The 21,781-nt window shown below is 52.7% G+C and carries 19 protein-coding genes; 10 read left to right on the forward strand and 9 right to left on the reverse strand.

Annotated features, from left to right (window positions below):
* Positions 1-22 precede the first annotated feature (22 nt).
* Positions 23-976 (reverse strand): MBL fold metallo-hydrolase, encoded by a 954-nt coding sequence (locus AC6I7T_RS12280; protein WP_497793736.1) that lies wholly within the window; start codon positions 974-976, stop codon positions 23-25.
* A gap of 171 nt (positions 977-1,147) precedes the next feature.
* Positions 1,148-1,894: a Stp1/IreP family PP2C-type Ser/Thr phosphatase gene (locus AC6I7T_RS12285; RefSeq protein WP_497793737.1), complete on the reverse strand. Its 747-nt coding sequence runs from the start codon at positions 1,892-1,894 to the stop codon at positions 1,148-1,150.
* 338 nt (positions 1,895-2,232) lie between these two features.
* On the opposite strand from AC6I7T_RS12285, the gene AC6I7T_RS12290 reads away from it, so the two are divergent.
* The 3 genes from AC6I7T_RS12290 (at position 2,233) to AC6I7T_RS12300 (ending at position 4,950) form a co-directional block, all read left to right on the forward strand.
* The gene (locus AC6I7T_RS12290; protein WP_497793738.1) at positions 2,233-3,063 is read left to right on the forward strand and encodes a phosphatase PAP2 family protein; all 831 of its coding nucleotides are present in this window, start codon (positions 2,233-2,235) and stop codon (positions 3,061-3,063) included.
* 197 nt (positions 3,064-3,260) lie between these two features.
* A complete protein-coding gene (locus AC6I7T_RS12295) occupies positions 3,261-4,091 on the forward strand; it encodes a class I SAM-dependent methyltransferase (RefSeq protein WP_497793739.1) in 831 nt (276 codons plus the stop codon).
* 355 nt (positions 4,092-4,446) lie between these two features.
* Positions 4,447-4,950 (forward strand): helix-turn-helix domain-containing protein, encoded by a 504-nt coding sequence (locus tag AC6I7T_RS12300; RefSeq protein WP_497793740.1) that lies wholly within the window; start codon positions 4,447-4,449, stop codon positions 4,948-4,950.
* Here the strand turns inward: AC6I7T_RS12300 and AC6I7T_RS12305 are convergent.
* Together AC6I7T_RS12305 and AC6I7T_RS12310 are read right to left on the reverse strand one after the other, a co-directional pair.
* Complete coding sequence (locus AC6I7T_RS12305) at positions 4,921-5,763, reverse strand: SDR family NAD(P)-dependent oxidoreductase (protein ID WP_497793741.1); 843 nt, start codon at positions 5,761-5,763, stop codon at positions 4,921-4,923. The two genes, AC6I7T_RS12300 and AC6I7T_RS12305, sit on opposite strands and share 30 nt — an antisense overlap.
* Positions 5,764-5,878: 115 nt before the next feature.
* On the reverse strand, positions 5,879-7,207 hold the full coding sequence (locus AC6I7T_RS12310) for a hypothetical protein (RefSeq protein ID WP_497793742.1): 1,329 nt from the start codon (positions 7,205-7,207) through the stop codon (positions 5,879-5,881).
* A 382-nt stretch (positions 7,208-7,589) separates the two neighbouring features.
* Between AC6I7T_RS12310 and AC6I7T_RS12315 the strand changes: the two genes are divergently transcribed.
* The 3 genes from AC6I7T_RS12315 (at position 7,590) to AC6I7T_RS12325 (ending at position 11,410) form a co-directional block, all read left to right on the forward strand.
* Positions 7,590-9,644 carry a M13 family metallopeptidase gene (locus AC6I7T_RS12315; RefSeq protein ID WP_497793743.1) on the forward strand — a complete coding sequence of 685 codons (2,055 nt, stop codon included), beginning with the start codon at positions 7,590-7,592 and terminating at the stop codon, positions 9,642-9,644.
* Between the two features lie 253 nt (positions 9,645-9,897).
* Complete coding sequence (locus AC6I7T_RS12320; protein WP_497793745.1) at positions 9,898-10,842, forward strand: DMT family transporter; 945 nt, start codon at positions 9,898-9,900, stop codon at positions 10,840-10,842.
* Between the two features lie 160 nt (positions 10,843-11,002).
* A complete protein-coding gene (locus AC6I7T_RS12325) occupies positions 11,003-11,410 on the forward strand; it encodes a bacteriohemerythrin (protein ID WP_497793746.1) in 408 nt (135 codons plus the stop codon).
* Positions 11,411-11,437: 27 nt separating this feature from the next.
* On the opposite strand, the gene holA is transcribed toward AC6I7T_RS12325, so the two are convergent.
* The 4 genes from holA to tilS all read right to left on the reverse strand — a co-directional run bounded on the left by holA (position 11,438) and on the right by tilS (position 16,917).
* The gene (gene holA / locus AC6I7T_RS12330) at positions 11,438-12,601 is read right to left on the reverse strand and encodes a DNA polymerase III subunit delta (protein WP_497793748.1); all 1,164 of its coding nucleotides are present in this window, start codon (positions 12,599-12,601) and stop codon (positions 11,438-11,440) included.
* Between the two features lie 27 nt (positions 12,602-12,628).
* Positions 12,629-13,171, reverse strand: coding sequence for an LPS assembly lipoprotein LptE (gene lptE / locus AC6I7T_RS12335; protein ID WP_497793749.1), 543 nt, complete (start codon positions 13,169-13,171; stop codon positions 12,629-12,631).
* Positions 13,172-13,345: 174 nt separating this feature from the next.
* Positions 13,346-15,262 carry an ATP-dependent zinc metalloprotease FtsH gene (gene ftsH / locus AC6I7T_RS12340; RefSeq protein ID WP_497793750.1) on the reverse strand — a complete coding sequence of 639 codons (1,917 nt, stop codon included), beginning with the start codon at positions 15,260-15,262 and terminating at the stop codon, positions 13,346-13,348.
* A 305-nt stretch (positions 15,263-15,567) separates the two neighbouring features.
* Positions 15,568-16,917 carry a tRNA lysidine(34) synthetase TilS gene (gene tilS / locus AC6I7T_RS12345; protein ID WP_497793751.1) on the reverse strand — a complete coding sequence of 450 codons (1,350 nt, stop codon included), beginning with the start codon at positions 16,915-16,917 and terminating at the stop codon, positions 15,568-15,570.
* Between the two features lie 100 nt (positions 16,918-17,017).
* On the opposite strand from tilS, the gene ispD reads away from it, so the two are divergent.
* The 4 genes from ispD (at position 17,018) to AC6I7T_RS12365 (ending at position 20,921) form a co-directional block, all read left to right on the forward strand.
* Positions 17,018-17,716 carry a 2-C-methyl-D-erythritol 4-phosphate cytidylyltransferase gene (gene ispD, locus AC6I7T_RS12350; RefSeq protein ID WP_497794599.1) on the forward strand — a complete coding sequence of 233 codons (699 nt, stop codon included), beginning with the start codon at positions 17,018-17,020 and terminating at the stop codon, positions 17,714-17,716.
* A gap of 43 nt (positions 17,717-17,759) precedes the next feature.
* Positions 17,760-18,377 carry a 2-C-methyl-D-erythritol 2,4-cyclodiphosphate synthase gene (gene ispF / locus AC6I7T_RS12355; protein WP_497793752.1) on the forward strand — a complete coding sequence of 206 codons (618 nt, stop codon included), beginning with the start codon at positions 17,760-17,762 and terminating at the stop codon, positions 18,375-18,377.
* Between the two features lie 342 nt (positions 18,378-18,719).
* Entirely contained in the window at positions 18,720-20,564 is a 1,845-nt protein-coding gene (locus tag AC6I7T_RS12360) for a M14 family metallopeptidase (RefSeq protein WP_497793753.1), read from the forward strand.
* Between the two features lie 75 nt (positions 20,565-20,639).
* Positions 20,640-20,921, forward strand: a complete 282-nt coding sequence (locus AC6I7T_RS12365; RefSeq protein WP_497793754.1) for a hypothetical protein — start codon at positions 20,640-20,642, stop codon at positions 20,919-20,921.
* A 152-nt stretch (positions 20,922-21,073) separates the two neighbouring features.
* Here AC6I7T_RS12365 and AC6I7T_RS12370 read toward each other — a convergent pair whose 3' ends face one another.
* Positions 21,074-21,733, reverse strand: a complete 660-nt coding sequence (locus tag AC6I7T_RS12370) for a trimeric intracellular cation channel family protein (protein WP_497793755.1) — start codon at positions 21,731-21,733, stop codon at positions 21,074-21,076.
* Between the last annotated feature and the right edge of the window lie 48 nt (positions 21,734-21,781).

The following is a 21,781-nucleotide window of genomic DNA, read 5'->3' on the forward strand; positions in this document are numbered from 1 at the left end:
CTTGTTATTTTAGTCACTTTCGCTAGAAAGAGATAGTCCCCAGGGGCTGCCTCTGCTCTGCCAGGATCAACCGGTTACCTAGAAGGTTCATTCGGTCCTGAAGGGCCTTCTCGGCCGTAAGTCTTGCAATTTCAGGAAGATTGTTGCTCTCGGAGAGGTGCGCCAGGATCACATAAGCGGCGTGCCCGTCGTACGAATTCTCAAGAAAATCGGCCGCCGCATCGTTAGAAAGATGGCCCACGCGCGACATCACCCTCTGCTTTACGCTCCAGGGATACGGTCCATCCCGCAACATTTCCAGGTCGTGATTTGACTCAATCATCAACAGGTCACAGCGCTGCAGACAGGTCTTTACATTGGTCGGCATGTAGCCGAGGTCGGTGGCGACAGCCATCCGTACCCCCTCCGCCGAAAAGACAAACCCGACAGGATCGATTGCGTCGTGAGGAATCGTAAACGGACGAATTTCGATGTCCCCGATGCAAAAGTCGGTTCCCGCCCGAAAATACTCAACTCCGGGCAAGGTACAGGGATCATGCTTTTCTTTCTTGATCTCCTCTACCTCTTGAGCGCACTCGACCGTTTCAGCCTCGCCACTCTGGGGTTCGATGGGAGCGTCAGCATCCTTTTCCTGTTGCTGCTTCTCAATCTGCTGCTTGCGCTGTTCGAGCCACTGCGCATAGGTCATCTGCTTACGGGGCGTCATCCAGCGCATCCAGGCACGATGAGTTGCTTCCGTAAAATAGGCCGGAATTCCGAGTTTCCTTGCAGTTACAGCAAGGCCCTGAACATGGTCCTGATGTTCATGCGTTATGAGGATGGCATCGAGAGAAGCCGGATCTTCCTCTGCTTCGCGCATTCGGCGAAAGAGCTCGCGGCAGCTCAGCCCGGAATCCAACAGAATTTTGGTGCGGCTGGAAGAGACAATGGTGCTGTTCCCCTTCGAACCACTGGCCAGCACCGTCAACCTCACCATAAGTTCCAGAATAGCCCCTTTCTCTGTTGAAACCGCAGACAGAATACGGGGGAACAAAAAGCGGAACCTAGCGTTTGAGCATTTCCCGAAAAGATGTAGACCGAAGCAATAGAAGAAAGCCGCTCTGCCCCTTACCTGGAAAGTTCCCAGTATTTCGGAAAATGCTTTAATCTACTTTTCGCCAACTCGTAGAACGAGGCAAGTGATGTTGTCCCGACCGCCAGCCCAATTCGCTGACTCAATCAGCCTCTCGCAGGCCTCTTCCGAGGTCTTGGCCTCCCGAAGCAGCCGCTCGATCTGAACGTCCCGAAGCTCCTTGGTAAGACCATCACTGCACAAAAGGAAGACATCTCCAGGACCGATCTCGTAATCGACCACGTCCGAATCGACATCTGTGCGAGTCCCAACAGCTCGCGTAATCACATTCCGCATAGGAGAACGAGCCGCCTCTGCCGCTGTCATCCGTCCCAGACGCACTTGCTCCTCAACCAGCGAGTGATCATGAGTAATTTGCTCCATCACTCCTTCATGAAACCGATAACAACGGCTGTCGCCGATATTCACGATCCAGGCGTGATCCTCATGGACAAGCATGCCAACCAGAGTTGTCCCCATCCCGTGCAGTTCGGGAATGACCGTCGACTTCCTGTAAATCTCATGGTTCGCTTGGGCAACCGCTTCGCGAAGGGAAGCACCCACGTCTGCAAGCACCGACTCGGAAGAATGATGCTCTGAGAACCAGAGTAAAAATTCTTTTACGGCCAGACTACTGGCGATTTCTCCGGCAGCTGCGCCGCCCATGCCGTCACAAACAAGAAACACCCCGTGCTCTTGCGAAAAGCCAAAGGCATCTTCGTTGGCGGCACGTTTGCGGCCGCAATCTGTTTTTGCCGCAACTTCGTATGTCAGCGTTCCCAAACCCTAGTTCCTCACTGGCTCTCCAACATACATTAGCAAAAGCGATCTGCAGTCGTGCTGCCCACCAGCCTGCTAGAGGACCAACCACAGCAAACACCCTAATGACTGTCGGTCTATCCCCTAATCCTTTTCGACGCTTTGGAGAGGATGTTGTCGTAAAAGTCTTCATTGTAGGACAGCAGGCGGCAAAAAGCTTTTTCCGACAAGACTCAATCTACAACCCCAAGCGACTTTCCCGGCAAAGATTCTGCACATAAACTTCGTCGCCAATTACTACCGCACTCGCCCGCCAGCACAGGAAAGCAGGAAGGCCCGAATGGTAAGCTTTACATCTAGCTATGCACTCACGTTTGGCCATACTCCTCCTGTTTCTCGTCCCTGCCTGTACGCTGAAAGCACAAACAACTGCACCCTCCAAGGATTGCAGCCTGAGTTCGCTCCAGATATGTGCTTTGCATGTGGCACAGGATGAGGTGGGAATCGTTACCGCGCCTCTTCACTTCAATACAACGAATCTCCTATGGATTGCGCCCTTCGGAGCAGCAACTGGATTCGCACTAGAAAAAGACAAAGACGTTATCCATGATTTAGGTGTCGATAAAAAACGAGAGGACAGATTCCGCAAAATTTCTGATTACGGTGGCATCTATGGGCCGGTGGCGGCAACGGGTGTTGGATACATCGTTGGCCATGTCACACACAACGCTCACATGAAAGAGACCGCTGTGCTGGCCGGAGAAGCAATGGCCGATTCAGTCATTCTCAATACTGCCTTGGGCTATGCGATCAACCGGCAAACGCCGAGACAGGGAGACGGAACAGGACGCTTTTGGCCTCACGGAACCAAGACCTGGCCGGATGGTCAGTCCATGCCTTCCGATCACTCGGTTGTAGTCTGGTCTTTTGCCCATGTAGTCGCTTCGCAATACGACGGTATTGGGACAAAAGCTCTGGTGTACGGCCTGGCAGCAACAGTCTCAAGTTCCCGTGTAATAGCTCGAGAACATTTTCCCTCCGATGCCCTTGTCGGTAGTGCTCTCGGTTATGTCATAGGGGGCTATGTTCTGCGAAGGTGCTCTTCTTCAAGCCCTCTCAATAACATCTCGTTTTCTACCGTTCCAACTCCAAACGGACGAGCAATGCAACTCTCTTACAACTTTGCTCACTAGAACAATTCCGGCGTAGCTGTTTCCATGAGCCACGAGTGCCGCTTTCCGCCAAAGAAAGCGACACTCAGCCGATCTTCGATCGGACATTTGTAAGTTACTAAAACCGAGGGAAGGGCACGGTTTTGGATTTAGTAGGTCCTCAAATGCTTTTGCTTTGAGGATCAGGATCCAGACAAGGCTTTGGTATACTTCCCGGCGTGCAGCAGCAAGAGAACCTCCTCACAGAACCTCGCCTCTGGAACCTGGTTGCAGACAAATACTCACGTGGGATTGCACCTCATTTTGCAAAGTATGCTGAAGATGCTCTGCGTCTCTCATCTTTGCAACCGGGCATGATCATTGCCGATGTGGCTTGTGGACCTGGAGCCCTTGCCATATCTGCCGCACAGAGAGGTGCACATGTATTCGCAGTCGATTTCTCTCCAGCAATGATTTCGGAACTTCAGCAAGAATGTGAACGGCAACAGATCTCAGGCATCGATGCACTTGTCGGAGATGGCATGATGCTTCCCTTTCCCGACACTTCCGTCGATGCAGCCTTCTCCATGTTTGGGCTTATGCTCTTCGCCGATCCGGCCAAGGGACTTCGAGAACTTTTCCGAATAGTGAAGCCCAATGGCACTGCAGCTATTTCGACCTGGGTTCCTATGCGGAGAATTCCGCTGTTCGCCGATATCTACGAGATTTTGGGCTCCATTCTTGCCAGACTTCCCTTTGGCACAAAGAATGCTCCCTTGACCGAATCCGACGACTGCCGCAGAGAGATGCTTGCTGCAGGCTTTTCCAATGTTTCCGTCCACGAGGTTGTACATACGTTTGAAGTACTCTCAGCAGAAACCTTGTGGGCTACACTTGCACAGAGCACGCCACCCGTTCATATTGTTCGCGAACATGTTGGAGCAGACCGCTGGCAGCAGATCTCATCGCAGATATCCGAACGCTTGATCTCGAAGTGGGGCCGCGGACCTCAAGCAGTGCCGATGGCAGCTAATCTTGCGATCGGAAGAAAAAAGATCGGCGAGAACTAAGGCCATGTTGCTTAGCACGATAAGTCCTCAACTTGGTCTTGTAATTCGCAGCCACAAGCATGGACCCCTCATCGATAATCGGCACTCGATTCCAGTCCGTTTTCAAGATGAACTCGCACTTCTCCTGGTACAAGAATCTACAGAGAACCTAAGCTCTACCGATCGAAAAAGACCGGCAGGACTTCTTTATATCGTTCCACCATCCATTGCAATACCTTGCACTCCTTGTTTTTCGGCATGCACGAAAAGCTTTTGCCTGCTCCTTGAGCATCAAAGAGTTCTCGCCCTACAGGATGATCCTGTCTGGAATAGTTATTGGAATTTGGACAGTCTGACCCGCATAACAGCAGACCATATGAACATACTCTCCGGAGAGGTTGAGCGACTCATGGGGATCGATACATATTCGGAAGAGATATTGCTTTCTTTCCTGCAATACATACCGAAAATGCCTCAAGAACCAATACCGGGAATTACTCGTATTAGCGGCTCCGCCTCGAAGCTATTTCGTTCTCTAGTCGATTTCATGCGAGAAAGAGTAGAGGAAAATATCAATCTCAAAAAGCTCGCTGAGAAGGCGCAGATGAATCATTTCCAACTGATTCGTTATTTTGCTGCACACAGTGGAATGACTCCGCATGCCTTTCAACTCAATCTAAAGATGAATGAGGCAAAACGCAGACTAAGGGCCGGAGATGGAATAGCCACTACTGCCCACAGCCTCGGCTTTTATGATCAAAGCCATTTCACAAGATATTTTTGCCGATTCTTGGGAGTACCTCCCGCCCAATATCGTCGATGCTTTGGCACTCTTCGTCCCGATCCCCGCTCAAGCCCAGCCACTGCGCTCCAGCAGTGAAATCGTCTGAAGACGAAGCTTCTCAGCAATCGACCGATCTTCCCAGTAATCGGATATCTTTGCCCGCCGTCTTCCGGCTATGACCGAGCCGGAAGGGAGTTTGGTTTTAGCTACTGCAAGAGCAATATTCTCGGCAGCACGTCGAGGAGACTTGGCAACTATCTTGGTGGCCATACGCAGCCACCACGGAGAATTACGCCCCAAGTCGGATTTGAACATTCCTGGCCCGGGATCCATTGCCAGAACCCTTATTGCCTTGTATTCATCTCTCCCGGAAAGTTCGAGCGCGTGAAAAAGAAGGAGGAGTTTGATTCGAAAGAATGTATTCAACCCACATCCACGGGTCTCATCCTGGATATCTTCCAACTTAAGCCGAAGCTTAGCGGAGGGAAGGGCGATGTTGATAATGGTGGCATTGTCGCTCTTACTAAGTAACTTCATCAGTTCCGTATTAAAGAGGAACGGCGATAAATAATTTGTTTGCAACATCGTCGATAAGCCGTCTGCAGTGAAAGTCTCTTTCGATTGAAGAACAGCCGCATTATTGATAAGCATATCCAGCTTGGAGTAGGTTCTGTGGATCTTCTCCAGGCAACTACGAACCGAAGCAAACGATGCCAAGTCGCAAAGCAATAAGTCAATTTGGGCATCCGGATAAACACGGCGAATCCCTGCAATTGCCGCTTCTCCTTTTAAAGGATTGCGGCAAAGCATAATCACTCTGGCATTTCGTGCAACCAAAGCCCGGCTGGTTTCCAGCCCCAATCCTGAACTCGCACCAGTAATGAGGCAGATCTTGCCTGAAAGATCCATATCGCATCTATCCATAGAGTCCAGATTAGAGAGCTCTGGCAGAACAATCTTGGACAAAATTGCGGAGGAGGGATGACAGGTTTATCCGCTTAGAAGTTATATAGTCAGCGAATTCTTATTTCCCTTTAGGAACAGTGCCGGACGACGCATCTGCCAGAGGAAGGTCAAAGATCTCGATGGCATTGTTATTCAGCACAGCAAGACGTCTGCCATCCGAAGTAAGAGCAAAGTTCTGCCCGGCATCCAGGATAGGATTCGCAGGAGCAATTAACTGCAAGCGGCCGGTCGCGGTGTCATAGACCTCTACGATCTGCCCCATCACACTCTCGGGATCGGCAGCCGCCATCGTCGAGATCTCGTGATCCATCAGCATAGTTTCGTAAACAAATCTGCTGCCGTCTTGACTAGACGCAAAAGAGGGCCAAATCCTGCGTCCGCTCCATCGCCGCTCCCAAAGATGCTTGCCATCAAGAGAGAGGCCTATACCGATGTGATCTGAAGAAGATCCCGAACAGGCAACCGCCATCAGGATTTGATCGCTTAATGGACGCACAGCCGGCATGCAGGTGGACTCGATACTCCCAATTTCGGTTTTCTCTCCGGTCTGCAATTTCCGAAGGCCGAGAAGCCATTGTCCGCTCTTACCGCGAAGAATGTAGACATAACTGTCCTTCATTAACGGTATATAGGGCAGGCTCTGCATATGGGCCACAGCCACCTGTTTCTTGATATCGGTCCGTATAATTCGCAAGACGTAACCGGCACCACTTGACTCGGGATCGGCCCCATTCAGTTGCCCTCTTGTCTGATCCGGAGCTTGATCTTGGTTGTTCGGTTCCGAAGCTCCTGGGAGTCCGCCGATATTGAGATTGATCCTGCTTTCCTGACTCTCCACCAAGAGAAAATGCCCGCTCAAGCCAACCTGGATGGACTTAATTTCTCCGGGAAAGTCCAGATAGGGTCTGAGTTTCAGGGACTGGTCAATCAGATAAAGGCGGCTTCGAATTCGCACAAGAAAACGACCGTCTCCTAAAGGCCAAAGGTAGCGCCCGCGGTCTCGCATTCTCCAATCGGCTTCGGAAAGCACCTTACCGCTGGCAATCTCGACGACCACGGCATGAATCATCTGGTCGTCATCTTTCGGGGTACTGTCCATCAGGCGGGGGAGAAGCTGGGTCCTGTGGAAGGTAAACAGCAGGTGTTCCGGATCCATGAAGTCCAAAGTCGCATAGGACGTACGCATCAGAGCATAGATTTCCCCTGGAGGCAGAAAGCCCAGATTACCGACAGGAACGCGATGAACGGGCGGTTGGGAGCCTTCCGACGGCACCTGATCGCGAGATTGGAGCCCTTCCCGCTGCAAGGCTATAGCCGTCTCGATGCAAACCAAGAGCATCGGCAATACAGCCAGCCACTTCCGGGCCTTCCGCATGCAACGTGGCATTCTCTGGACTTCCTCCATGAGATTAGAACCTTCTTTGCTACGGCCGATTTGCCTCAACTGCCCCGAATATACAGACGAGAAATCCGGAATTTCAAAGATTTAGGCGACTACTAGGCAGTTACGGCATTGAACTTTTGCGTCGGAATTTGCGTTATCTCTCTAGTATTGCAGTTCCTCCTAACGATACGTCCCTGAAATCGTCCGATTATTCGGACTGTCCTGGATATATACCTAAGGAGAATGATTTTCTGGCGAAACGAACGTCAGGGTGTCCGTCGATCAGTCTAGAATTGCGTACCGGATACATTGACGCCGTCTCGCGTAACCCGAGTTTGTATCCGCTCCAGGAACAACATGGTTTAAATTTATGGAGGCAGTTTTCGTGAAGCATTTATTGGCCATTGGCCTTGCGGCCTGCGCCCTCGGTGCAACCTCCCTGCCCAAAGCGGTCGCACAGCAGGGAGAAACCCCATACAACTATCTGCCCGGATTCGATAAGAGCGTGATGAATACCGCAGCAGATCCCTGTGCGGATTTCTATCAGTTCGCCTGCGGCAATTTCGCCAAACAGCATCCGATTCCAAATGATTTGCCGGCTTTCAATCAGTTCCAGAATCTGCACGCCGTCAATCAGCAGAATACGCATAACATTCTGGAGCAAGCCGCCAAGGCCGGCACCAGCCGCAGTCCTCTCGAACAGAAGATCGGTGATTACTATCAGAGCTGCATGGACACCGCAGGAATTGAGAAGGCCGGACTCAAGCCGTTACAGCCTGAGCTGGACCGCATCGCCGCCCTCAAGAACAAGAGCGATCTCACTCCGGAATTAGCGCATCTGAAGAAGATCCAGGTCGATGCCTTTATGGACTTCGGCGAGCAGCAGGATTTTAAGGACGCTACCAAGCAGATTGCGTACTTCGATCAGGGCGGACTCGGCCTGCCGGAAAAAGATTATTACTTCCGCACCGATCCCCGTAGCCAGGAGATTCACAAGCAATACGTTCAGCATGTCGCCAAGGTTCTTGTACTGCTAGGACAGTCAGCCGACCAGGCACAGAAGGCAGCTGACGCCATCATGCAAATGGAAACCGAGATGGCCAAGGTTTCCATGGGTGTTGTCGATCGTCGCGATCCGCTCAAGATTTATCACATGATGACAATTGCCAGCCTGAGCGAGAACTCGCCTGCCATTGATTACAAGCTCTTCCTTCAGCAGGTGGGAGCACCGCCGATCACCGATGCCAACATCCTGACTCCCGACTTCTTCAAGGGACTCAGCCCTGTACTGAGCAACACCGATATCGAAACGATCAAGAACTATCTGAGAGTCCGCCTGACTGACTCCTTCGCTTCGCGGCTGCCTAAGGCCTTCGATGACGAGAACTTTGACTTCTACAGGAAGAAGCTCACCGGAACTCCGGAGCAACAGGCACGCTGGAAGCGCTGCTCTACGGCTACCGATGGCGCTCTAGGCGAGGCTCTCGGACAGTTGTATGTCGAGAAGTACTTCTCCCCTGAGAAGAAGGCACAAACCTCGCAGATGGTCCGTGACATCGAGACTCAGATGGGAACCGATATCGATCATCTCGACTGGATGAGCGCAGACACTAAGGTCAAGGCAAAAGAAAAGCTGCATTTGATTGCAGACAAGATCGGCTATCCGAACAAATGGCGCGATTACTCCGCCTTGGAAGTCAAGCAGGGAGATGCATTAGGCAATTCGCTGCGTTCCCGCGTCTTCGCTTTCGAATACGATATGAACAAGATCGGTAAGCCGGTGAACCGTGGCGAGTGGGCAATGACTCCGCCAACCGTGAATGCTTATTACGACCCGAGCATGAACGATATCAACTTCCCTGCTGGAATTCTTCAGCCTCCTTTCTATGACAATTCCGCCACGCAGGCCACGAATTTCGGGCACATCGGCTCCGTTGTGGGGCATGAGCTCACACATGGTTTCGATGACGAGGGAAGAAAGTTCGATGGACATGGCAATCTCACCGACTGGTGGACAGAAGAAGATGCCAAGAAGTACGAACAGCGTACCGACTGCCTCGTAGAAGAGTACTCATCCTTCACGGCAACAGGAGACATCAAGGTCAATGGCAAATTGACTTTGGGCGAAAACACTGCAGATAACGGCGGATTGCGTCTTGCATTAATGGCCTTCCTCGCCGATGCAACGCAAAAGCAGCTCGACCTGCAGAAGAAGAACGACGGATTTACGCCGATGCAAACATTCTTTATCGGCTGGGCTCAGAACTGGTGCGCCAATATGCGTCCGGAACTGCTCCAGGTGCTGGCTCGCACAGATCCACACTCGCCAGCTCCAGTTCGTGCCAATGGAGTAGTTGTTAACTTCCCTGAGTTTGCTACCGCCTTCGGCTGCAAACAAGGACAACCCATGGCACCTGTCAAACAGTGTCGCGTTTGGTAACAAAGCCTCTCACCTATCTCCCCACGGTTTATCTCAAATCGTGGGGAGACTCACAAAGCACTTCCTTTCACGCCTCCTCTGGCATTCCTCAATGAATACAGGCCATCCGATAGCGTTTGAGTATTGAGGAGAAGTTACATCTCTCATTCAAGCCGGGAAAAGTAGAGTTATTTCGTCCCACCTATACAGAAAGCATTTCATTCAGTGAGGCAAAATACGTACACAAGTACCTCCCGTGTGCGAAATTGGAGATATGTCTCCGTTTGTTAAAAGCCACAGTACCTTTTTTGGCTATGCAGCCTGCGCACTAGCCGGCTGCCTATGGGGCACAGGATTCTTCTTCGGCAAGATCGCGTTGACGGAAGTTGCCGTCAACCATATGGTTCTCTATCGCTTTGTTTTTGCCAGCCTGAGCCTCGTTCCTATGATTTGCTGGCATAGGGCACAATTTGCCCCTCATCGGGTGCGTTTTTCTGCAAAGGATTGGCGGATTCTACTTACTGCCACCTTCCTGGGGATTCCGTTGCAGTTCCTGATACAGTTCCACGGCCTCTCGATGACGACCGTGAGCCATGCGGCATTAATGGTAGGAACGATGCCGGTCATTCTGGCAGCGGGAGCAACAGTATTTGTCGGAGAACGTCTCGACTTTATCGGCTGGCTTGCCTTGATCGGTTCCACCATAGGAGCGGCATTGATTGTCCTGGGAGGCCATCACGATGGTGGCAGCAGAAACGGCTCCTCGCTCGCTGGCGACCTTCTGATCGTTTTTTCTCTCATGATTGCCCTCGGCTGGATTCTGCTCAACAAACACCTGATGCAAGTGCATTCTCCGATGATCGTCACTACGTATGGGCTTTTGAGCGGAACCATCATGCTGGCAATCGCTGTCTTTCTCCTCAGCGGACCACCTCCGGTCCACGGAATCAGCCTCAAGGTCTGGCTGGCACTCATCTCGAGCGGGGTGCTCTGCACTGCAACAACCACTCTGTTATGGAATTGGGGAATTCATCATGTTCCCGCTTCCCGTGCGGGAGTCTTTCTCAATCTTGAGCCAGCATTGGGGTCGCTGCTCGGAGTGAAATTGCTGGGAGAAAGGCTGGGACCATACGCCGGTGCTGGCGGAGCTCTCATCCTTACAGCCGCCGTGCTGTTGACCACACGTAGACAACAGCAGCCGGAAAACATACTGGAGTAGCAAGAAGACCCGATGCCGAAGGTGTAACGCGTGCCCCTTTCCATTGACATGCAAAGTACGCCAGAGTTAGAGCAGCCCTGAGGCCTCTTCTCATTACTTCTGTAATCCAAATCACCGAATTCAGGACAGTCCTTGGCTAAAGTACAACGACGGAGAGTACATGGCTTTAGTCACCTGGAAGGACATTTATAGCGTCAAGGTAAAGAGCATTGACGATCAGCATAGGATGCTTATGGACATCCTCAACGAACTGCACGACGCGGTTATGGCACGTGTAGAGAACAAAAAGATTGAGGGAATCCTCCACCGCCTCATTCAATACACACTGGAGCACTTCTCCCTGGAAGAAGGACTGTTAGCCAGACACAACTATCCGGAATTAGCAGCTCACCAGGAAGAGCATCGGAAATTGACCTCACAGGTCAAAGAATTTGCAGCGCGGCTAAGCAAAGGCGAAGAGACAATCGGACTCCCCATGCTTCGTTTTCTACAGGAATGGTTAACCGGACATATCCTGAATACGGATAATCGCTATTCGAGTTATCTGCGCGAGCGTGGAGTCGTTTAGAAATCAGCTGAGAGATATGCCATCGAATCAAAGCTCGATGGCATATTGGACGCCGCCTGCAAAATGATGAGCATTCGGTTCGCTTGCCAGATCCAGCACCAGCCGTTCCAGAACAAGTCTCTTGTCCGGAGGCGACGAGCGAAGCTCAAGATCTGCTTTGGCAATCAATCTCAAAGCACGTGTTAGTTCACGTCGGCTCTTGTAGCGGCGTGCCTGACGAATCAGATCCTCGGCGGCAAAGGGAGGCATGCGGAAGCCTTGCCATAAAGCCTGCCAGATAGCCCGGGAGTCCCGCACATTCTTCTCAAGAATGACAAGCATCTGGCGGAAGGTTCGCGCCAGCATGTACAGATGCCCGATTCCTGAGTCGGCACCATCGTCAGAGGCATTCAGCAAACCGTGCAGTAATTCCAGAGCACGAGCCTTGTCCTTGGAACTAATCGCATCGGTAAGTTCATAAAGAGAACGCTGCTTGGCAGAAAGGACCATGGTCTCGACATCGCCAAGTGTGATTCGCTTCTTCTCGCCAACATAGAGAGCAAGCTTCTCAAATTCGCTGGCGACAAACATCATGTCAGCCCCAAGCGCATCGACCAGTTCCCGTCCGGCATCGGGTTCGATCTTGATCTGGTGCTTCTCTGCCTGGGAGGTTAGCCAATACAGTGCATCTCCCTCATCCACGCGAGCTAACTCAACCATTCCGCACCACTCGCCTAAGGTCTCGCGGATACGTTCGTAGCGATTCTTATCCTCGTAATCCATCTTCCTCTGATCGGAGGGAATGCGGATATGGTCGGCGATAAACAGAATCAGTGCCTGAGGATTGGGTGAGCGGAAGTAGCGGTCAATGGCCGCAAATTCCTCTTTTTTGGCTCCGCGTGTATAGAGCTGCTTCAGATTCCGGACAAACAAGACCTGAAAAGGAGCCATCAAGGACGGGGTCTGGGCCCGGTCCAATACATCGAAAATGCTGATCTCAGCCAGATCCAGATCGGAAAGGCAGAACTCCCGCTGCTCGACTGGAACAAACGCCTCTAGTACAGCCTTACGGCAGCGCTCATATAGAAAAATTTCGTCACCGACCAGCACCCAACCGGCACGCAGGGATGAAGGGTCCTTTTGCGACGCCTGAATCTCGGAGATAAACCGTTCGGTCGAGGCGAATCCCGCCCCCCAGCGTTGTGCGCTCACTGATTGCTCCTACCGGGTGACATCATTTCAGAAAGACTCCAAGACATCGCCAACCAGCGTGTGAGCGAAGTCCCGTGACAAGCGGGCCACCGCTGCGGGATCTTCCTGGAGAAAGCTCGCCTGATCGGAAGTGGACTGGTACTGCTGGCGGAAAATATAGTTCGGATTTTCAAACAATACGCGATGGTTCTTGTCCATAACCTTTACGGAAGCAGTAATGGTTACAAGAAAGCTCGAAGACTGACCGGTCGTAGAGTTGTACGTCAACGGACCAACCTGTGTATTCAAGATCGTTCCCTTCACTACGGCATCTGCCCCCGGATCGTCCTTCGGGACGACGTTCAAAGGAGTGCGGCTGGTAAACTCACGCACCACCGCTTGTGTCATCACCACTTCCGCGTGGAAGCTCTGTGTATTGTTCTTGAATATCGGCACGGCCAGGGTATGGACCGAGGAGGGAAGGTGCGTTGCCGATCCGACAGTATGGTAACCACAGCCAGAGAGAGAAATAATCGCCAGCGCGGCAGACAAAATGCCCCACTTTCTAGCTGGTATCCATCGATGCCGCATATTGTTCTTATTCTACGCGGCAGCTAACAAAAGACTCAAAGAAAGAAGCCTGAGGAAGGCTGAGGAAAACATCTATTTGCCCTGTATTCAGACAAAGTTTCATACTCTGCAGGAAAAATAAGAAGGGCGGCTCCAGTCAGAGCCGCCCTTCTTATTCTTGATTAACCTTCTTGCTTAGGCAGGAGAAGGCTGTCCTTCGCTAAAACCGGGGCTCCGGTTGGGATCCGGTTTAAGGACTTCCTGCACGTCACCGTTCGGGGAACCGTTCCCGTTCGTCGGCTTCAAAGGAGGCAGATCCTTGCCCTCGATGATCATCCGGATCTCATTGGCATCCAAAGTCTCACGCTCCAGTAAGGCTGCCGCCATACGGTGCATGACATCCTGATGTCCATTCAAGATCTCGTAAGCCGAACCATAGGCCTGGTCGATCAGTCCCTTCACTTCGGAGTCGATCTGGCGGGCAGTTTCTTCGGAGAAGTCGCGGTGTTGTGCGATTTCGCGTCCGAGGAAGATCTGCTCTTCCTTCTTACCGAAGGTCAGAGGCCCAAGACGGCTCATACCGTACTCGCAGACCATCTTGCGAGCCATTTCGCTGGCGCGCTCGATGTCATTTCCGGCTCCGGTGGTCATCTGCTTGAGGAAGATCTCCTCAGCAATGCGTCCGCCCATCAGGATGGCAAGCTCAGTCTCCAGATAATCCTTGGTGACCGTATGCTTGTCGTCTTCAGGCAGTTGCATAGTGACGCCCAGTGCCATTCCGCGAGGAATAATCGTGACCTTATGAAGCGGGTCGGCATGTTCACGGAGTGCAGCCACAAGAGCATGGCCAGCCTCGTGATACGCCGTAACCTTCTTCTCCTCGTCGGTCAGCAACATGGACTTGCGCTCTGCGCCCATCAGGACCTTGTCCTTGGCCGTTTCGAAATCGGTCATAAAGACAGACTTACGATTGGAACGAGCAGCGGTTAAAGCAGCCTCGTTGACCATATTGGCCAGATCGGCGCCGCTGAAACCCGGTGTGCCACGAGCCAGAACACGGAGGTCGACATCCTCGGACAAAGGAACCTTCTTGGCGTGAACCCGTAAAACCTCTTCACGACCACGAACATCCGGACGGCCTACCACTACACGGCGGTCAAAACGGCCGGGGCGCAACAGTGCCGGATCGAGAACATCCGGACGATTGGTTGCGGCAACCAGAATGACCCCGTCGTTGGATTCGAAACCATCCATCTCGACCAGCAACTGGTTCAAAGTCTGCTCGCGCTCATCGTGTCCACCGCCGAGTCCGGCTCCGCGATGGCGGCCGACTGCGTCAATTTCATCGATGAAGATGATGCAAGGAGCATTCTTCTTGCCCTGTTCGAAGAGATCGCGTACGCGACTGGCACCCACACCAACGAACATTTCCACGAAATCCGAGCCGGAAATCGAGAAGAACGGAACGTTGGCTTCACCGGCCACAGCGCGCGCAAGCAGGGTCTTACCTGTTCCCGGAGGTCCTACGAGCAGGACGCCCTTGGGAATGCGACCACCCAGCTTTTGGAATTTTTGCGCTTCGCGAAGAAACTCGATGATCTCTTTGAGCTCTTCCTTAGCCTCATCGACGCCGGCTACGTCCTTAAACGTAACTTTCTTCTGCTGCATTGACAGCAGGCGTGCCCGACTTTTACCAAAAGAAAGAGCTTTATTTCCACCCGACTGCATCTGCCGCAACATAAAGAACCAGATCGCTACGATCAGAAGGATCGGAGCAAACTGCCAGAGAATCGCCCAGATTGGGTTCCCCTGCGTGTCCTTGATGTTGTATTGGACCTTGGCATCGCCAAGAGCCTTATACATGTCAGGGAAATTCGAAGGAGCCGTAGTGTGGAACTGCGACTTCTCATCCGCCTTTAGGTGTCCGCGCACCTCATTGCCTGCGACAGTAACATCCTTAACCTGTCCCTGCTGGACCTTTTCCATGAAGGCAGAGAAGGGGATCTCCTGGTCCTTGCCCATGCCGGTGCTCTTCTGGACCACGTTCCAAAGCAGCAGCAGGCATGCCACGATGAAAACCCAGAAGACAATCGTCTTGACGGTTGAATTCACCAGAAATTCCTCATTTCCTGAAAGCGTCCATGGGCTGAAGAAACCTCCTACCCATAACGCTGTCGTCTCTTAGACGCTGAAATATGGCTTCACGTCGCAGCGCCCGATCAAACTCTTTGCTTTTTCCCCGGAGGCACGCCCAGAGACACGACACCCATAGTGCCCTCCGGTAGTCATGATTCTACTGCAAACAGCCTGAAACTCCTCCGCATTCGTCGATTATTCCTTTATCTCCCCTTAACAAGGGGAAGGGATTTTGGGCTTCAAATACCCTTTTGGGACGGCACCAAACCGCTTTCCGAACCTCAAAGATCTGACGCCGCGAGGGTTGTCGCCAGAATCCTGACTCCCGTTTCCGGCTCTACCTCAGCCCCCCGCATCCATACCACCTTACCCTCCCAGACCACCACCGGCCAGGCTACGCGGTCTGAGGCGGAAACACGCATTCTCTCCAAAACCTCTTTGACCTTTTTCGGTCCCCTGCTATAGCGAAGCGTTACTCTGTCGCCAGGTTTCCAGACTCTCACTACTGCTTTGTGGCCATCGGCTGCCGCCTCTGCCCGAAAATGTAGACCAAAGGCTTGGGCCTCGACTTCCCCAGGAACCAGCAGTTCGTATTCAGGGAGGGTGGTATCACCCTTATCTATCGGTAAGATACGCAGTTCTCGAGGAGTTCGTTCCGCAACCAGATTCCCGGGCAAAGAGAGTTTGGCTCCGGAAGAGCTTTGACAGGCCAACGTCATCAATTCTTCCGTGTGGAAATAGTCCAGACCGCCTCCGCCTGCTTGAGCAACAGCAGCGCGCAAAATACGCCTTCGTACGGCAGGTTCAAGATCGCGGATCCGCTGAACTTCCAGAGCGATCCCTACGGAACCTCCCCCCGCGGAGCGCCCGCCTCCACGAACAGGTTTGCCGGGAAGCACAATCTGGGGCAACAGCGAGGTAAGTTGGTTTTGCCAATAGAGCTCTTCGTCGCGGGCAATGGCCGACAGAGCCGATAAATGACTGACTATTTGAGTGTTATACCCAACAAGGGCGGGCAGCAGCTCATGCCGGATGCGGTTCCTTGTAAAGGTCAGATCGCGATTGGATTTATCTTCCCGCCAATCCTGCCCCAAACCTCGCAGATACTCTTCAATCTCCTCTCGTGAAGTCTGAAGAAGTGGACGGAGAATACGTCCTCTCGGCACATCGACGACCGGATGCGTTCCTCCCAGACCCTCAGTCCAAGCCCCGCGCAGCAGCTTGAGCAAAACCGTCTCCGCCTGATCGTTCAAAGTATGGGCGGTAGCCACCGCATCGACCTTCCCCGCAGCGATGCATTCGCGGAAAAATGCATACCGGACATTCCGGGCAGCTTCCTCCAGGGTCTCCTGCTTCTGCGCCGCCCGAGCTGGAACATCGGCGCGGTGTAACAGAAAATCCAGCCCCAACTGCCGGGAGAGGGACTCAACAAACGCAGCATCCGCATCTGCCTCTACACCGCGAATTCCATGATGGACATGAGCCACGGACAAGACGATTCCCAGATCTCCTGCCTGCGAATGGAGGAAACGCAAGAGTGCTACAGAGTCGGCCCCTCCGGAGACGGCCAACTGGACCCTCATGCCTGGCTGAAACAGGCGAATATCCAACGGAAGTGATTTTTCGGGCATAGTCGCTAAGCCCCATGGTAGATGACAGCTGCACCGGAATTGCTGCGAAAGCACACTGATTGATGATCTGGAGCCGTTAGTCTTGTATACTCCTGACTCTATGCAGGTTTTTGTCATTCTTCCGGCAGCTGGATTGGGTACACGGATGGCCGCGTCCCAACCCAAGCAATTTCTCGAGCTGAACGGACTACCGATTCTGATCCACAGTCTGAGGGCTTTTGCCCAGGTTCCCCGCGTCACTGGTATTTATGTCGCCGTCAGGGCGGCTGAGATCGAGCGGGTGCAAAGCCAAGTTGCTGAATACGGCTATCAAGACAAGGTTCGTATCGTTGAAGGAGGCGATACGCGCCAGGACTCGGTAGCTAATGCTTTGGCTGCACTGCCCTGCGTAAGTGACGATCTGGTTCTGGTACACGACGCCGTTCGCCCCCTAATCGACCCCGCAATCATTGAGCGCACCATCGATGCCGTTATTAAGCACGGTGCAGCTATTGTCGGCCTACCTGCCGTTGATACCATTAAGCAGGTCGAGCGCACAGCAGACGGCGCGATTATTACAGCCACAATTCCACGTGAGTATATTGTTCATGCTCAGACCCCCCAGGGCTTCCGTTGTGAGCTGCTGCGCAAGGCCTTTGCCGAAGCCGTAGCCGACGGATTTGTTGGTACGGATGAAGCTTCGGTAGTAGAGAGATCGGGGGTCCCTGTAGCTGTTGTACCGGGCTCGGCGGTTAATCTAAAGATTACAAAGCCCGGCGATCTGCAACTCGCTGAGTTCTACCTCAAATCTCGAAGCTAATTTGTTGGGAAAGTAGCCCTTCTTCGGTTGGGCAGGTGGATGCATGAATATGAAGATCGGTTTTGGCTGGGATTCCCATGCCTTCAAAGAGGGTGTGCCTTTGCGTATTGGGGGCCTCACCCTGGATCATCCGGCAGGCCTCGCAGGCCATTCCGACGGGGATGTACTGTTACATGCCATTACAGATGCCCTGCTGGGAGCTGTTGCCGCTGGAGATATCGGTAATTTCTTTCCTCCCGGCGATCCCCGGTGGAAAAATGCCGATTCTGCTATTTTTCTTAATCTTGCGCTGGAAGAGATTCAGAATGCCGGCTACAAAATCGCGAACATAGATACCACGCTGATTCTTGCCGCCCCGAAGATCTCTCCCGTCGCTGCTGAAATGCGGGCTCATGTTGCCGAGTTGCTCGATGTACGGCTCGATCAGGTCAGTATCAAAGCCAAGACACCGGAAGGTCTGAACCTGGACCATGTTGCTCAAGCTCATGCGGTAGTTCTTCTCGAAAAGGTTGAAGACCCCGAGACACTGATGAGCATGAGTGCCGTCATCGAAAACCAGAAGCAACTGGAAGACGTCGTGGAAGATCTCCTGAACCAGGTACACGGCGTACCGAAGCGTGGAACCCTTACGCCCGCTTTCGATACGGAAGACATCACCTAACAGCTACGAAGCGGTCAACTAAAGACGATCAGCCAGAATGTTGGTCAGCAATGGACCAACAGCGCGATCTCTCTAGATGGCCGCTTTTGTCGTTCTAGAACAGTTCCTGTGCAAATGGTGTAGACCGGAATCATAAGTTACCTGTTTCGAGCCACTAGAGCATTCCTCGTTCAGGTGTACACCGAAGCCACGGATGATCGTGCAGCTTTCCACCCCGGCAAGTCTGGTGTTGACTTGCCGGGGTGGAAAGCTGCACGTCACCACTGTTGGAAGGGTATATCTAGGCGAGAAATGCTCTATTACTCCAACTTCTTGCACGACCAGCCAAAGGAGCCAATTTTGATGGACTGCCACTCACGGTGGATCAAGACCTTTTTACTTAGTGCCGCAGCATTGCTGCTTTCCTGCACGGTGAATGCACAAGCTAATAGCTGGGCCACACCGGCAGAACAATCCAACTACCGCACTACCCCCACCTATGACGAGACCATGGCCTATCTGCGCCGCGTTGCCGCTGCCGCTCCGGGCCAGGTTAAGATCGAGCCCTTCGGAAAGAGTGGAGAAGGCAGAGAGCTCGACATTGTCATCGCTTCGCGTGACGGAGTTTTCGACCCTGCGGCGATTCATACGGCAAAACGCCCCATCCTATTGGTTCAGAACTCGATTCACGCGGGAGAAATGGACGGCAAGGACAGTTGCCTGGCTCTCCTGCGAGACATGGTCATCACCAAGACGCAGGCAGCCCTACTCGATAAAGCGGTCTTTGTCTTCATCCCTATCTACAACGCCGACGGGCATGAAAGGCGTTCGAAATATAACCGCATCAATCAGAACGGCCCTGAAGAGATGGGATGGAGGGCCAACGGAACCAATCTCAATCTGAATCGTGACTATCTGAAAGCCGATGCTCCGGAAACCCGTGCCTTTCTCAAATTAGTTCATCAATGGCTTCCCGATTTCTTTGTCGACGACCATGTAACCGACGGTGCGGATTATCAATATGACGTCACTTTCACGCTCGACCATGGCCTTACCGTGCCCCCGGCTACATCCCAGTGGATTGTCGATACGGTCACGCCGGAACTGGAAAAACGCGTCGATGCTACAGGTCATATCGCTGCCCCGACATATATCACCTTGAATGACGAGAGCGATCCGGCACAGGGCTTTGGTTTCAACGACGATCCTCCACGATTCTCGACAGGGTATATGACCCTGGAGAATCGTCCGGCACTGCTTGTCGAAATGCACATGCTGAAGGATTACAAAACCCGCGTCACCGGCAACTATGAGACACTTCGTGCTCTGCTCGAAATCGTTAATCGCGATGCAGAAAAGCTAGTAGCCCTAAACCGGCAGGCAGATGAAGAAGCCGCTCGCCTTGGCTCACATCCTCTCAGTAACGTCTCGTTTCCACTCGCTGTGCAATGGAATGGAGAAACCACTCCTTTCCTCTTCCGAGGCTATAAGTACACACGGGAGCTGAGTGCGGTGTCCGGAACCATGTGGGTTCGCTACTCTCACGAGCCATGGGATGTCTCCCTGCCGCTGCAAACAGGCATGAAAGTCAGTGCTTCGACTGTCCCGCCGGCGGCCTATATCGTTCCGCCGCAGTGGACACAGGTAATCGACGTTCTGAAGGCCCACTCGGTAGAGATGGATCGTACAACTTCGCCTTGGACCGGAAGTGTAGAGACTTATCGCTGCCGGCAGATGGCTTGGCAAGGACATCCCTTTGAAGGCAGACACCCCATCTTCGGGGGCGAGGGTTCAGCCGGAAATCCTGGGAGATTTGGAGACTGCAGCATAGTTACCGAAACAGTTACCTTCCCGGCTGGCTCCTTTGTCGTTCGCTTGAACCAACGCTTATCGAAAGTGGCAATGCATTGGCTGGAGCCGCAGGCCCCTGACTCTGCCATGCGTTGGGGATTCTTCGATTCCATCTTCGAGGAAAAAGAATACGGAGAGAGCTACGTACTGGAAAAGCTCGCCCGCGAGATGATGGAGAAAGATCCCAAGTTAAAGGCAGAGTTCGAGCGTAAAGTCTCGAACGATCCGCAGTTTGCAGCTAATTCTTACGCGCGCCTCGATTTCTTTTATGAGCGCTCGCCCTGGTTCAATCAGAAAATGGGGTTATATCCGGTCGGACGACTTACAAAGCTGGAAGGATTACCAGTAGGTCACTAAAGCCAGATTATTATTGCCCTGTGACGGAGCATCCGGTATTTTTTTGAGAACTAAAGATTCCTAAGGAGATAGGTTATGGATCAAACTGCCGCCGGATTGCAGGCGCTTCACATGATTCTGTTGTTCATGATCCCTGCAATGCTGATCATGATGCTTCTGGTAATGATTCCTTACTGGTTCATTTTCAAAAAGGCCGGATTTTCACCCTTTCTTTCGCTATTAATGCTGGTCCCAGTGGCCAACTTTATCATTCTTTATGTCCTGGCGTTTTCACAGTGGAAGGTAGTCCCGGTCTCTCAATTCCAACCGGAGGTACCACAGACGCCCCCGCCGCAACCTTGGCAGCCAAACGCCTAGAGCAAACAATCTGCAATCACCATAGAGACAGAACAATACCGGCTTTGCAGATCGCTTCCTAATTCCCCAAGGACTCTTTGACTATCAGAAATGGAAAGAGCTATGCAACAACCGCATAGCTCTTTCCATTTGGCTTCGAGAAATCCCGGCGCTCACTCGCTATCGAGAGTAGAGTTGACTGCCCGGGTTTTCCATTGAAAGCGGGCAGATAGTAGCTTGAGCGTCAATCCAGACAAGGCTCCAGCGGCAGTAGAGAAGGACCTGTCCATTCCGGTCTGTTCGCAACCGAGAAAAACAATCGCTGCAAGCAATGCCGCCAAAGTATAGGGCTCACCCCGTTCGAAGACCCGAGGTGTCCGCCCCATCAGAGCATCGCGCAACGATCCCCCTCCGGCAGCCGTAATCAAACCAAGCAGCAGGGATGGAAGCATAGGTAGACCTGCGTTCAGTGCGCGGCTTACTCCCGCCACGCTGAATAACCCCAACGAAGCAGCATCGGCAAGCCAGATCCCTTTTGAGACAAATCTCTGCGCCCATTCACCGAAGAGTAGGGCGAAGCAGCCAGCTCCGAGCGCTACGAGCAAATAGCGTGGGTCCATGAAGGCAAGCGGAGGCCCTTTCTGAAGCAGGACATCTCGGGTGATACCACCGCCAAGAGCCGTAATAATAGCCAGTCCCAGAACGCCGATCAGGTCGTACTGGTAGGTGCGGTTACGCCGGGCCTCAAGTGCTCCGGCCAGAGCTCCGGCTACCACTCCGGAGAATTCCACTCCCGTGAAGACGGCTATCGTATGCAAATCTATCCTGATCATTACACTCTCAGGATAGGCGGAATTGCCTTTGTAAATCGAATACACCGC

The sequence above is a fragment of the Humiphilus diazotrophicus genome (genome assembly GCF_059726315.1).

Coding starts and splice junctions, on each gene's coding strand:
- AC6I7T_RS12280 (WP_497793736.1), bottom strand. CDS start 976: ATGGTGAGGTTGACGGTGCTGGCCAGTGGTTCGAAGGGGAACAGCACC.
- AC6I7T_RS12290 (WP_497793738.1), top strand. CDS start 2,233: ATGCACTCACGTTTGGCCATACTCCTCCTGTTTCTCGTCCCTGCCTGT.
- AC6I7T_RS12300 (WP_497793740.1), top strand. CDS start 4,447: ATGAACATACTCTCCGGAGAGGTTGAGCGACTCATGGGGATCGATACA.
- AC6I7T_RS12305 (WP_497793741.1), bottom strand. CDS start 5,763: ATGGATCTTTCAGGCAAGATCTGCCTCATTACTGGTGCGAGTTCAGGA.
- AC6I7T_RS12310 (WP_497793742.1), bottom strand. CDS start 7,207: ATGCCACGTTGCATGCGGAAGGCCCGGAAGTGGCTGGCTGTATTGCCG.
- AC6I7T_RS12320 (WP_497793745.1), top strand. CDS start 9,898: ATGTCTCCGTTTGTTAAAAGCCACAGTACCTTTTTTGGCTATGCAGCC.
- AC6I7T_RS12325 (WP_497793746.1), top strand. CDS start 11,003: ATGGCTTTAGTCACCTGGAAGGACATTTATAGCGTCAAGGTAAAGAGC.
- lptE (WP_497793749.1), bottom strand. CDS start 13,171: ATGCGGCATCGATGGATACCAGCTAGAAAGTGGGGCATTTTGTCTGCC.
- tilS (WP_497793751.1), bottom strand. CDS start 16,917: ATGCCCGAAAAATCACTTCCGTTGGATATTCGCCTGTTTCAGCCAGGC.
- ispD (WP_497794599.1), top strand. CDS start 17,018: ATGCAGGTTTTTGTCATTCTTCCGGCAGCTGGATTGGGTACACGGATG.
- ispF (WP_497793752.1), top strand. CDS start 17,760: ATGAATATGAAGATCGGTTTTGGCTGGGATTCCCATGCCTTCAAAGAG.
- AC6I7T_RS12360 (WP_497793753.1), top strand. CDS start 18,720: ATGGACTGCCACTCACGGTGGATCAAGACCTTTTTACTTAGTGCCGCA.
- AC6I7T_RS12365 (WP_497793754.1), top strand. CDS start 20,640: ATGGATCAAACTGCCGCCGGATTGCAGGCGCTTCACATGATTCTGTTG.
- AC6I7T_RS12370 (WP_497793755.1), bottom strand. CDS start 21,733: ATGATCAGGATAGATTTGCATACGATAGCCGTCTTCACGGGAGTGGAA.